At 30.6% G+C, this 13,191-nt stretch carries 8 protein-coding genes; 2 read left to right on the top strand and 6 right to left on the bottom strand.

The window, feature by feature from the left end:
* Positions 1–73: 73 nt before the first annotated feature.
* On the bottom strand, positions 74–706 hold the full coding sequence (locus ACKTTV_RS20405) for an NAD(P)H-dependent oxidoreductase (RefSeq protein WP_408032737.1): 633 nt from the start codon (positions 704–706) through the stop codon (positions 74–76).
* Between the two features lie 180 nt (positions 707–886).
* On the opposite strand from ACKTTV_RS20405, the gene ACKTTV_RS20410 reads away from it, so the two are divergent.
* On the top strand, positions 887–2,158 hold the full coding sequence (locus ACKTTV_RS20410; RefSeq protein ID WP_408032738.1) for a DUF2851 family protein: 1,272 nt from the start codon (positions 887–889) through the stop codon (positions 2,156–2,158).
* A 142-nt stretch (positions 2,159–2,300) separates the two neighbouring features.
* Complete coding sequence (locus ACKTTV_RS20415; protein ID WP_408032739.1) at positions 2,301–3,059, top strand: SH3 domain-containing protein; 759 nt, start codon at positions 2,301–2,303, stop codon at positions 3,057–3,059.
* Positions 3,060–3,138: 79 nt separating this feature from the next.
* Here the strand turns inward: ACKTTV_RS20415 and ACKTTV_RS20420 are convergent, their stop codons facing one another.
* The 5 genes from ACKTTV_RS20420 to ACKTTV_RS20440 form a co-directional block, all read right to left on the bottom strand.
* Positions 3,139–5,592, bottom strand: a complete 2,454-nt coding sequence (locus ACKTTV_RS20420) for an alpha-ketoacid dehydrogenase subunit alpha/beta (RefSeq protein ID WP_408032740.1) — start codon at positions 5,590–5,592, stop codon at positions 3,139–3,141.
* A 222-nt stretch (positions 5,593–5,814) separates the two neighbouring features.
* Positions 5,815–8,640 (bottom strand): gluzincin family metallopeptidase, encoded by a 2,826-nt coding sequence (locus ACKTTV_RS20425; RefSeq protein ID WP_408032741.1) that lies wholly within the window; start codon positions 8,638–8,640, stop codon positions 5,815–5,817.
* Between the two features lie 66 nt (positions 8,641–8,706).
* Entirely contained in the window at positions 8,707–9,417 is a 711-nt protein-coding gene (locus ACKTTV_RS20430; protein ID WP_408032742.1) for an LOG family protein, read from the bottom strand.
* 274 nt (positions 9,418–9,691) lie between these two features.
* Positions 9,692–9,886 (bottom strand): hypothetical protein, encoded by a 195-nt coding sequence (locus ACKTTV_RS20435; RefSeq protein ID WP_408032743.1) that lies wholly within the window; start codon positions 9,884–9,886, stop codon positions 9,692–9,694.
* Between the two features lie 575 nt (positions 9,887–10,461).
* On the bottom strand, positions 10,462–13,191 hold the full coding sequence (locus ACKTTV_RS20440; RefSeq protein WP_408032744.1) for a CHAT domain-containing protein: 2,730 nt from the start codon (positions 13,189–13,191) through the stop codon (positions 10,462–10,464).

Genomic DNA, 13,191 nt, shown 5'->3' on the forward strand with positions numbered 1-13,191 from the left:
GAATTATGAACTACGAATGTACTAAATTTTAAAGTTTATCACATAGTTCATAATTCGTATTAAAATAGAAATGTTATAGTTCTATAACGATATCTTCTGTTTTTTTTCTAACCTTTTCAAGGTCTTTCATGAAACAATCTTCAGCTCTAATTCCAATTGGCAGGACAAGAACAGATTTTAAATTTAATTTATCTAAACCTAAAACCTCGTCGTATTTTGAAGGAATAAAACCTTCCATTGGACAAGTATCAATCTTTTCATTAGCAGCAACAGTCATTAAATTCCCTAAAGCTAGGTAAGCTTGATTTTTCATCCATTGAAATAATTCTTCAGGCGATTTACTTGAGATACTATTTGAAAGCATTTCTTTAAAAGGCTTAATAATATCATCAGGAGTATTTCTTATTTCTTTAACTAGTTTAAAATAGTCTTCAACATCTTCAGAAGTTATTTCCTTAGGAACAGTAATAATAAATACATGAGAAGCTTGTGCCACTTGTTGTTGGTTCCATGAGTGCTCAACTAATTGTTGTTGTAACTCTTTATTACTCAAAACAACCAATTTATAGGGTTGTAAGCCATAAGAAGTTGCGGTAAGGTTAAATGCCTCTTTAAGGATATTGATTTTTTCGTCAGAGATAATTTTATTGCTATCGAATTTTTTAACAGCATAACGCCATTTTAAATTGTCTATACTATTGCTCATTTGTATAATATTTGGTTTTACAAAAATAGATTAGATTGTAGTTAGAAGGAATGTAAATGTATTGTAAATAATTATGAAGGACTAGTTTTTATTTATAATTTAACTAAAGTTTCATAAACCCATTTTGGTAACCAGTTTATTTTTATAACTTTAACATAATTAATTGCTAAATAATTGTTTATGAAAGAAGATTTACTTCATTTTTTATGGAGTCAAAAACTTATTTATACTCATAAGTTAATGACTTCTGCAAAAGAGAAACTTGAAATTATTAACATTGGAACGTGTAACAAGGGGGCAGGACCAGATTTTTTGAATGCAAAAATTCTTTTTAATGACCAGCTATGGATCGGAAATGTTGAAATGCATTTGAAATCATCAGATTGGTATGTTCATCAGCATGAGTTTGATCAGAATTATGACGCAGTAATTCTTCATGTTGTTTGGGAACATGATGTTGATGTTTATATGAAAAATGAAAAGCCCTTACCAACTCTAATATTAAAAGACTTTGTAAAGCCTACTGTGATGAGTAATTACACAAAGTTAATGTATAAGAATACAAACTGGATTTTTTGTGAAAAACAACTACACCGCATGGATCCTTTTTTATTGAGTAATTGGATTGAAAGACTTTATTTTGAAAGACTTGAACGCAAAACAATTTTTATCCAAGAATTGTTGAGCTTAACTAATAACGATTATGAAGCTGTACTGTTTTGTTTAATAGCTAAGGCTTTTGGAACTAAAGTTAATGGAGATTCTTTTTTGAAGTTGGCAAAATCTTTTCCCTATGGTGTTTTGAGAAAATTACGCTTTAATCAAACACAGCTTTCTGCTTTATTGTTTGGACAAGCTGGCTTTTTAGGAGAGGAACTGGACGAAGCTTATTTTCGAAAATTAAAAAAGGAGTATGCTTATATTAAACATAAGTTTCAGCTAAAATCATTAGAAAAAAAAGAGTTTCAATTTTTCCGAATGCGTCCAGCAAATTTTCCTACAATTCGGATTGCACAATTAGTAGCCTTGATTGTTAAATACCCAGATCTCTTTTCTAGAATTATAAATGCGAAAGAACTTTCTATATTTTATGAACTATTTTCTGTAAAGGTTGATGAGTTTTGGAGAGAACATTATACCTTTCAAACTTCTAGTAAAAAGAGCAATAAGTTTACCAGCAAATCCTTCATAAATCTGTTGGTAATAAATGTTATTATTCCGATGAAGTTTGTATTCATGAAAAACTCTGGAGGGTATGATTATGAAGGATTCTTAACTATCTTAAAAGAAGTAAAAGCTGAAAAAAATGGTATTATATCGAAGTTTTCAGAGCTGAAATTAGTTTCCAAAAATGCTCTGGATTCACAGGCATTGATTCAGTTAAAAACGAACTATTGTGACAAAGCTAAGTGTTTAGATTGTGCAATAGGCGGATATTTGTTGAAAGAATAACAGAACTCCTGTTGATTTGCAATGTGGTTGTTTTAATGTGAAGATTTACAGTGGTTTATGTTTGTTGTTTTAAATGTAAGAAGTTAGAGGATTATATGGATTACTAAAAAGAAAAGTTATATTTGCGTAAAATTTATTTCAGATGAAAAAACTATGTATTGCTATTATGTCAGTAGCGGTTTTGTTTGCAAGTTGTAAGGAAAACGCAAAAAACGAAACAAAAAAGGAAACTACAGAAGCGACTTCAAAATCTGTTGAAAAAGAGGGAGTTCAATCGAATGATGCCATTTGTTTGTTAGAAAAACTTTCAGTTAGAGAAACACCAGAAGCTAAGGGTAAATGGTTAACGTCAATGAGTTTGGGAGAAAAAATTGAGTTAACAGGTGATGAGACCACAGATCCAAAATCTAAAAAAGTATATGTGAAAGTTAGGTTAGTTGACGGGAAAGAAGGATGGACTCCGGTTCGTTTTTTAGCTGTAAACGGGAAAGTGGGAGCTTTACTTGAAGATGCAACAGTTTATAAAAGACCAGATTTACTAACGAAAACAGATAAGAAGTATAGTGCAATGGATATTATTGCTGTAACTTCAACTCAAGATGATTGGGTAAAAGTAAAAGGAAAAAGAGCAGAAGGAGAGTACATCGAAGAAGGTTGGATAAAAACTTCAAATATTTCTGAAAATGCAGTGGATATTGCAACAGCAAAATATGCTGCGTTAGCGGTTAAAAAAGAAACAATGACTGATAGAATAAAGGCGTTGAAAGAGATCGTTGAAAATTCGGATTTATCTTCTTCGACATTTATTGAAGCTATTAAGACTAAAATTAGTGATTATGAGTCGAGAAATACACCTATTGACGCACAAGATGCGAAAGTAGATGAGAAAACAGAAGAGTAGTTCTCTCTTTAGTTATAAAATAAAAAGCGCTTTTAGAATTTTCTAAAAGCGCTTTTTTATTAATGTTAATTAACTATTGTTAATATAAGTTTTTAAACTTTTGAGGGTCTACTTCATGCATTATTTCATATACTTTTTCAAAAACATCTTCAGCTGAAGGTTTTGAGAAATAGTCTCCATCGGTTCCATATGCTGGTCTATGTTCTTTCGAAGTAAGTGTTGCTGGTTTGCTATCTAAATGCTTATATCCGTTTTGCTTTTCTAAAATTTCTTGTAATAAATACGCTGAAGCACCTCCAGGAACATCCTCATCAACTACCAATAGCCTGTTTGTTTTAGCTACAGATTTTACAGTATCATGATGAATGTCAAAAGGTAATAAACTTTGAGCATCGATTACTTCAGCACTAATACCAACTTGTGCAAGATCTTTAACTGCTTCATCAACTATTCTTAATGTTGACCCATACGAAACTATTGTAATATCAGTACCTTCTTTAATGGTTTCAACTACTCCAATAGGAGTTGTAAAATCACCTAGGTTAGTCGGAAGGTTTTCTTTTAAACGATAACCATTTAAACATTCAATAACTAAAGCAGGGTCATCTCCTTTTAACAAGGTATTGTAAAATCCAGCAGCTTTTGTCATGTTACGAGGAACTAGTACATGTATTCCTCTGACGTTATTAATAATTCCTCCCATTGGCGAACCAGCATGCCAAATACCCTCAAGTCTATGTCCTCTGGTACGAACAATTAATGGAGCTTTTTGTTTTCCATAGGTTCTATAACGAAGTGTTGCTAAATCGTCACTCATTATTTGAAGAGCATATAATAAATAGTCTAAATATTGGATTTCAGCAATTGGTCGTAATCCACGCATTGCCATTCCAATTCCTTGACCTAAAATAGTTGCCTCTCTAATACCAGTATCAGAAACTCTAAGTTCTCCAAATTTTTCTTGAAGCCCTTCCAATCCTTGGTTAACGTCTCCGATATATCCAGCATCTTCTCCAAAGATTAATACCTCTGGATGCTTTTTTAAGATGGCATCAAAATTATCACGCATGATAATTCGAGCATCTACTAGTTTTTCTTCTCCAACATACTTTGGTTGTATTTGAGTAGCTTTTAATGGAGAATTGTCTGTTTCACTTAGAAGAGTCGACGAATATTTATCATAAGCGTTTTCTAGAGAAGCTTTAATAAAGTTTTGAAGCTCTAATTTTTCAGGTAAATTCTCATCTCTTAAGAACCTTAAAGCTTTACGTGCTGTACTTAAAATATCTTTTCGAATAGGCTCATTTATAGCAGCAAGATCGTTCGTTAACTTTGATATAAAAGTCCCATTACTACTTTTCTCTGCAAGTTTTTCTAAAATTGTGAGTGCAGCTCGAGCTTCATTTTTTATTTCTCCTGTAAAAGCTGCCCAAGCATCTCTTTTTGCTTTAGAAACATCTTTTTTTGCATTTTTATCAATATTAATCAATTCCTCTTCAGAATCAACTAATCTTAAAGTATCACCATTTTCATCTTGTAATTCAAATTCAAGAATCCATTTACGCATCTGAGCAATACAATCATGTTCTTGTTCCCATTGCAAACGTTCTTTAGATTTATATCTTTCATGAGACCCAGATGTAGAATGTCCTTGTGGCTGTGTTAATTCTTTTACATGAATTAAAACAGGAGAATGTTCTTCTCTAGCAATTTTTGCAGCTTTATTATAAGTGTCAATCAATTGGACATAATCCCAACCATTCACAACAAAAATTTCATATCCCTTTTGATTTTCATCGCGTTGGAACCCTTTCAAAATTTCAGAAATACTTTCTTTAGTTGTTTGATATTTTGCATGCACTGAAATTCCATATTCATCATCCCATACGCTCATAATCATAGGAACTTGCAATACACCTGCAGCATTTATGGTTTCGAAAAACAGACCTTCACTAGTACTCGCGTTACCGATAGTACCCCAAGCAACTTCATTTCCTTTTTCCGAAAAATTTGTATGGTTTTTTAACTCCTTAACATTTCTATAAATCTTAGAAGCTTGTGCTAATCCTAATAAACGAGGCATTTGACCTGCTGTTGGAGAAATATCAGCTGAAGAGTTTTTCTGTTGAGTTAAATTCTTCCAATTCCCGTTTTCATCTAACGAATGTGTTGCAAAGTGTCCACCCATTTGACGCCCTGCCGACATTGGGTCAGCTTCGATATCGGTATGTGCATATAATCCTGCAAAAAACTGTTGAGCAGTTAACTCGCCTATGGCCATCATAAACGTTTGGTCACGATAGTATCCCGAGCGAAAGTCACCATTTTTAAAAGCTTTCGCCATGGCTAGCTGAGGAACTTCTTTACCGTCACCAAAAATTCCGAACTTAGCTTTTCCAGTTAAAACTTCTCTCCGACCAAGTAAGCTACACTCTCTACTGATGCGAGCTATTCTATAATCGTTTAAAACCTCGTGTTTAAAATCTGCAAAAGAAAGTTTTTGGTTATTAACTACTTCAGTGTTTTCCATCATACTGTATCTAATTATAGGTGAGGTTACAAAGATAGTTTTTTTAATTGAATTTTAAAAATTGTTCTTTTTGTTAAGAATAATTCAAAAAAAAGTTAAAAAATAAGCTTTTATTGAGTATTTGTTAATTTTTATCAAAACTCAAGATGATATGATATTATGAAGGAATCTTATTGTTGAATTAATAAATTCTACGAGATTAAATAAGCACCAAAATTACATTTTTTAGAGAATACCTCTTCTTATAAAATTATATATTCTATCTAAATTCGTGGTAATTACAAATCGTATTTTTGTAGGATAAGCTGGCCTAGTTACTTCCCAGCCTTGGTTTGTATAAATAGGGAAGTAAAATTCGAATATGTTAGGTACAAAATTAAGTCGAATTCCATTTTCATAATAGAAATTAGGACTGCTAGATTTGTTTTTTAACATAGCAACATCATTGTAAATCTCAACCCATTTCCAAACGCTTACACTGGTATTACCAGCCAAGATAAATTGATTTGCGGTTTGAGGAGTATTATACTTTGATTTAAAACCAGCATCTGATATGATAAATTGTTGGCTAAAAAGCCCAGAGCTTTCTGAACGACCGAATAAATTTTGTTCAAATAAATAATCTGAACTTCTATTCAGTCCGAAACTAAAATAATCACCGACTGAATTATTGGTAACAAACATACCTCCAAAAAAACGTAGATTAAAGCTTCTATCATTATCAAAAAACTTCAAATAACGAATGTCGGTAGATAGTTTTGTAAAGTTATTTCCAAGCTCAAAATTAACGGCATATTGAAGTCGTTCAATTATATTTGGTTTGCTGTGTATGTATCTGAAATTTAAAACCTTGTATCGGTCTTGTTCGGTTACAGGACTTCCTTGAGGAACTTCTTTATTTATGTAAAAGAGTCGTGTAGTAAAAGTTTTCGAACCCACATCTCGCAATGTTTTTCTTCTAAATGCGATACTAACGTAAGGTACTAAGGTGTTATAACCTAATTCAGGAGCGTAGTGAAAATTACTTCCATTTAATCCATATTTGATTTTATAAATGGAAGATGTCTCGAAAAACTGATTGTATGCTACGGCAAAAGCTCCTGTAAAGTTTCTACTTTTTGTACTATAGTTAGGGGTTAATGTAAATTCTAAATTATGGGGAATAATGGGTTGATTTTTTAGTTTAACACCTAAAATGACTCCATCGTATAAGTTATATTTGATATCTGGGTAATAAAAGAGTTGATTATAATAAGGGTCTTCTGCATCTTGAAAAAATCGAAACTGAAGAGGTTTATTAATTAGTTTGTTGTTTGTTTTTCTAAAATTGTTAAGTGAATTATGTTCCGGATAGGTATTTTCGTAATTCAAAGCGAATTTTGTATAGTCTCCTTTTTTAACAGTTATTGTTTTCGTGGAGTCAATACCAGAAACCCATTTTTTAAACTTTATATCCTTTTTATTGATTCCGTATAATGCTACTGGAGCGGTAAAATTTCTTTTGTTTTTAATAGTGACCTTTAATGAGTCTTCTCCTTTCGTTTCTTTTACAGAAGTGATTTTATAATCAATTTTTTTAGCTGTTTTCAAATAATCATTAACAAACCAATTAATGTCTTTTGAAGTATTCTTTTGAAGAATGGATAGGAATTCAGAGGGGTTACTTAGTTTTAAATGATTTTTATACAAGAATTTTTTTATTGAGTTTTGAAGAATACTATCGTTCAAATAATCTTGCAAATAGCGAAAACCAAGTCCAGATTTATACTTACTTACTACTTTACGATTAAAATTAGAAAGAGAATCCGCGGCGGTTTTAAGTGGTTGATCATAAAACTTCCGTGCACTGAACTGGTAAATAAAAGGGAACTTATCTCTTTGTTTTAATTTACTTAAATTATATTTCTTAATGGGCCAGTAATTTGAATATTTACCAAGAATGGTTACTTCAGGGTAATATTCTTTTAAATACTCCATCATTAAAAATGTTTCCAATCCATCAATAAACCAGTAGTCTTTTCTTTTATTATGAACTAAAATATCATTTATGTACTTTGAACTCAAGGCGTAAAAGAAATTAACATCCCATCTGAAATTTTCGGGAAAAGGTTTTAGCCAACGTGGCAATCCATAAAGTTCGCGAAGTGTATTTTTATTTACAGAAATTCTATCCACAAATATTTCATTATGTGGGTGTTTCCCAATGTGGCTTTCAATAAAGTTAATTTGCTTGGTAATTATTTTTTCAGAATCTTCGATAGATATATTTTTATCGAAAGCATCCGTTTTAATTTCTTGAGTTTTCGTTTTAAATGATTTAAATCTTTTGTTTGAATCTATACTTAAGATGATATCCTTTTTTCGATTTCCAATTAATTGAAATGTGGTAAAATTACCTTCTGTTGTTTTATACTGGTATAAATTACTTTCAACTTTATATTTCTTAGGAACCTTTATTTTAATGTCATAATTGGCAACATCTTGGTATAAGTCGTCCATATTTAAATTACTCATTAAATTCCATTTTGAGTCGTAAATAGCAGGGATAATCTGCCAAAAACGTAAATGGTATCCCGTTTTTGTTTTACCATAGCCTGTAAACTTTGAATTCGGAGCTTTAAGTGAGTAAAGTAATGAAATTGTAATGCTATCTTTTGGGTTTAGAGCTTTGTTTAGAGTTAATTCAAGAATATCCTGTTGGTTTGGGAGTTCTTGAAAATTCACCGGTTGATAATTAACAGATAGGTTTTTTATTTTGGAAAAACCTCTTTCTTCTTCCTTTGAAAAGTAAAAATCCTTCCGGTAGTCTTCTATAAGCCTTTTACCTAAAGGAGTATCGTTTCCTGAGAAACTATTTCCCCAATTATGAAGATATATTTTACTGAGATTATGAGTAGATTTATTAACAAAAACAATCCTCTGTTGAATATCAAATGTTCTACTGCTGTCATTAAGAATAATATTTGAGGAAATGGTATTTATTTGAGTAAATACATTGTGTATTGAGACAAAAAGAATAAGGAAAAGGAAAAGAGGAAATCTATTTATCATATTACACAAAATAAAAACTCGTTACAAATAGCGATTCGTAACGAGTTTTAAATATAGAATAATTTTCTAGAAATTAGGCTTTAATTTGTATTTCGCATAGAATTTATTGAAATGTTCTACGGCTTCATCCGCTGTATCTACCACTCTAAATAAATTCATGTCTTCGGGGCTAATATTTCCTTCTTCTAAAAGAGTATTTTTAATCCAGTCGAGTAAACCGCCCCAGAATTTTTTACCTACCAATACAATTGGAAATCGCCCGATCTTTTTGGTTTGAATTAAGGTTATTGCTTCGAAAAGCTCATCTAAGGTTCCAAAACCACCAGGCATAACAACAAATCCTTGAGAATACTTTACAAACATCACTTTTCTTACAAAAAAGTAATCAAAGTCTAAGCTTTTTCCTGGATCAATCCAAGGGTTATCGTGTTGTTCAAAAGGAAGGTCAATATTTAACCCAACAGAAGTACCTTTTCCTCTATTAGCACCTTTATTTCCTGCTTCCATAATTCCAGGACCTCCTCCTGTGATTACACCGAAACCATTTTGGGTAAGTTTAAAAGCTACTTCTTCAGCTAATTTATAGTAAGGATGATCAGGTTTTGTTCTGGCTGATCCGAAAATAGAAACACACGGACCAATTTTACTTAATCTTTCATAGCCATCAACAAATTCCGCCATAATTTTAAAGATGGCCCATGAATCATTGGTTTTAATTTCATTCCAAGTTTTTTGCTGTAATTTTTCTCTTATTTTTCTGTCATCATTAGGAGTCATACTCAAATCTTTTTTAAGTTAATTCTCCCCAAAAAAGGGAAGCTTGCTAATTTAGTGGTTTTTCTTTTGTTAAGATTGAAAAAAACGATAAAAAAACGTTGTGAAGGTTAAAAAAATAAGTAGAGTTGAGAAACTCGATAAGCCAAAATTTGGCTAGCGATAAAGATAAATAGGGTGGGAATATTTCGAAAAAGGTCATTCTCTTCAGAAGTTCTATATAGAATCAAAATAATAAAAGAGAGAAAGGTATTATACCTTTCTCTCGACAAAGAACTTAGCAATTACAAGGGAACTCATAATACTTTCCAGCTGCAATTCCACCACCGAATGAATATGAATAGCATAGGCCTTCATGAACAACTCTATCACAATGAGGGTCAAGTTTTTTTATAGTTTCTCCTCCTCCTAAGATATTTTTCTGTTCCGTTTTGTTTAAGGCTTTACCCATGTTTAAAATTGATCTTTTCATTATAATTAAATTTAGTTTAATAAAGTCCTTGATCATTTTTAAGACGTTCAAGGTATACGTCTATTTTAATATATGTTTTAAAGTATTTATAATCTATATGATTGTTTTTAGATTTTTGACCTCTACAATAAGTGGACTAATACTTATCGTAGAGGTCTTTTTTCTTTTTCAATGTAACCTTTGTAATAGGCAATGTCTTCATTAGGTTTTTCTAGCAATTTTCCCCCGATTTTACGACGCGCATAAGACAGATTAAATCGAAAATAAAAATGAGAACAATGTTCGATTTGTCTATTTATGCTATCCGATATTTTCCATAAACATCAGAGCTCATGTTTCATATCAGATTATTTACTAGTATGTTCAAAGGGAGGAAAATTGTTACCCTCTTTTTTTGAAAAAAAATATAAGTAATATTACTACAGCGATAAGTAGTACTGACAAGTGAAGAGTTAGGTTACTTTCCTTTTGTTTTTTATTTAATTGGATAACTTCTTTATTGTTTTTGAATTGAGAATACCCATTATAATAATTTACAAGGAGATAAAAGAAAAAAAATAAAGATTGTAGTATTGTTATTTTTCTTCATGTTTTTTATGTTTCGTAGCTTTCTTTTTCAAAAAAAGAAATAGTAAAACAATAAAAATAAGGGCAGTGGAAATATATAAAACAACATTGCTTTCAAAAACAGGACTGGTATCACCAATCAATACGAAAGAAGCCCAATAATAAGGAGATTTTTCAGAAAGACTATGGTTTTTGAGGTAAGACCTTTTGGCATTATTAAGAGCCAAAGTTTTAGATTGATTATCTTTTAAATTTTTATAAAAATGGGTCATTATTTCTGAAGTACTAGCGTCATTAATTTTCCAAAGAGAAGAAACAACGGAGTTCGCTCCAGAATGAAAAAAGCCTCTTGCTAAGCTTAATACACCTTCACCTTTTTTTATTTCTCCCAGATTCGTTTCACAAGCACTTAAAACGACTAAATCTGCGTTGTTTTTGTAGGTGTATAATTCATGTAAAGGTAAAATTGAATCGTAAAATTGAACTTGAGGATTACCACTAGCATCTGCATGAGTTGCTAGATGAATAATTTTTGAATTAGCACTATTTTTTAAAAAGTTACTTTTATTGGCATTATCGAATTGATGGAAATTACCGCTAATTATACTTTCAATATCATTAGACTCCTTTTCCGTAAATGGAAGTGAAGAAATAGAGGTGTTATTAAACTTTATAGGAGAATATAGCGAAAGATCATTATTAGTCTTTCTGATAACGCCCTTATTTAATTCAGAAAAAGTCAAAGAATATGCATAACTGATATTACAATCTTCTACCAAATAGTGCAACGAATCTTCCCTAGAAATTAAAGCTTCTAAAGGAGTGTTCTCCATGGTAATGTCAGGGACAATAAGTGTGTTTTTGTTTTTTATAAGGGCTTTAATCTCTGAAGTAGGAAATAGTTGATTATATAGAAAATATGCAGTTGACTTAAATTGATTTAATTCTTCTTTTGTTTTTAATGGTGTTGTAAGCATTTTTCGGTAAATGCTTAGTTGTTCTATAGTTTTTTCGGCATTGGGAACTTTAAAGGAAATGGTTTTGTTATGAGTGATAACCAAACCAACTAAGCTAGATCGTTCATCTTTAAATTCAGTTGTACTTAACGAAAACCTAATGACAATATCATTTTCCTTCAAGTTTTCTTTGGTCTGTTCTAAGGTTATAGGTGTTATGTTTTGATCAAGAGAAAGGTATTCAGGGTAAATTTTTCGAATAGAATCTTTAAAGTTTTGATATTTCTCTTTTAAGTTAAAAAGGAAATTACGTTTAGCTGAAATCTTAAAAGAGGAAATACTATCTTGAAGTTTTAGTATTTTTCTTTTAAACCCTATATCTATATGACTTATTTCTTTTGGAACTTCTAATAATTGTTTTTTAGTGTTAATGTCCTGAGTAAGTATAAAAGCTCTGTTTGCTTCCATGAATTCAAACATTAATTCCGGATTTTGAAGCAAATGACAAGCGTATATACCTATTTTAAAATTCTCGGCCACATGTTCTCTCCAAAGGTATTTTGTATTGGTCTCAGAACTATAATTAACGATAACGGAAACTAGCTTATTGGTTAACCTAATATTGTCAATAATTTGCTTTAAATACTCTTGTTTTTTAGTAGAAAAAAATAAGTTTATTAATATTTGAGATTTTAATTTTAATGCTCTTATACTTGACGTTTTATATTGAATATTGAGTATCTTATTTTTGGATAGATCGCTAATTTTATTTCCTTTTTTTAACTGGAAATTATATTTTAATGATTTAGAAATATGATCAAGAGCAATTAAATAGTTTCGTTTATGAGTGTAAAAAAGTGCTGTATTCCTATATATTTCGTTAAGATTCTCTTTATTAATATCGAATTTTATACCTTTAATCAAAAGATAAATGGCACTGTCATTTTTTTTATCTAAATATAACTCACCTAAGTTTAGATATGTATTGGCAGTTGTTGTAGAGTCTCCTATAGATTTTGAATTGCTAATAATTTTTTGGTAATAAAATTTCGATTTTTCAAAATTGTAATTGTGAGCTAAAGAATAGGTAATAGCAAAACTATTATGCAAATGATTTAATAGGTGGTTTTTAATGTGGATATTTGGAGTGTTTTTTATTATACTATCAGCTTTTTTAAGATAGGATAACCCTTGTTCAGAAATTTCTTTTGAATTTATTTCAACACAGTTATATGCGAAATTAACATAATGAGCTATTACGCTAGTCTTCCTCCCGTATTTTTCAATTAGAGGGAATCCTTTAAGATAAAATTCAATAGATTTATAATAGTCACCTTTTCTAGATAAACATTCTCCTATTTGACAGTAAGATTGTGCCACCTTTTTAAGGTCTGCATTCGATTTTATTGCTCTCAGAAAGTAGCTTATCGCCTCATTGTATTTTTTTTCTATTCTATAAAACTTTCCGACATTATATAACGCATTAGTATAGTCTGGATGATTAAGTTTTAAGTTTTCGAAAGTTTGTATCTCAATTTCACCATATTTTATAGCAAGCTTAAAATTGTTTTTCTTTTTATAAAAGTAATAAGAAAAACCGTGAGCTAGATACGTGAATTTTAGGTCTTTTTTATCAATTGAGCCTAGCACGCTATCAGCAAAATGTTCTGTTATTTTTAGTTTTTTTTCGAGAGAAAGAAGTTCTTTATAGGTGTATTGAGCTATAGCCTTACTTTGAAGTAAGGCTATAGTAAAATAAAAAAATAGAAATCTTTTTTTCAA

The sequence above is a fragment of the Tenacibaculum xiamenense genome, from assembly GCF_964513065.1.
In the GTDB taxonomy this organism is placed as follows: Bacteria; Bacteroidota; Bacteroidia; order Flavobacteriales; family Flavobacteriaceae; genus Polaribacter; species Polaribacter xiamenense.

Coding starts and splice junctions, on each gene's coding strand:
- ACKTTV_RS20415 (WP_408032739.1), top strand. CDS start 2,301: ATGAAAAAACTATGTATTGCTATTATGTCAGTAGCGGTTTTGTTTGCA.
- ACKTTV_RS20405 (WP_408032737.1), bottom strand. CDS start 706: ATGAGCAATAGTATAGACAATTTAAAATGGCGTTATGCTGTTAAAAAA.
- ACKTTV_RS20435 (WP_408032743.1), bottom strand. CDS start 9,886: ATGAAAAGATCAATTTTAAACATGGGTAAAGCCTTAAACAAAACGGAA.
- ACKTTV_RS20410 (WP_408032738.1), top strand. CDS start 887: ATGAAAGAAGATTTACTTCATTTTTTATGGAGTCAAAAACTTATTTAT.
- ACKTTV_RS20425 (WP_408032741.1), bottom strand. CDS start 8,640: ATGATAAATAGATTTCCTCTTTTCCTTTTCCTTATTCTTTTTGTCTCA.
- ACKTTV_RS20430 (WP_408032742.1), bottom strand. CDS start 9,417: ATGACTCCTAATGATGACAGAAAAATAAGAGAAAAATTACAGCAAAAA.
- ACKTTV_RS20420 (WP_408032740.1), bottom strand. CDS start 5,592: ATGATGGAAAACACTGAAGTAGTTAATAACCAAAAACTTTCTTTTGCA.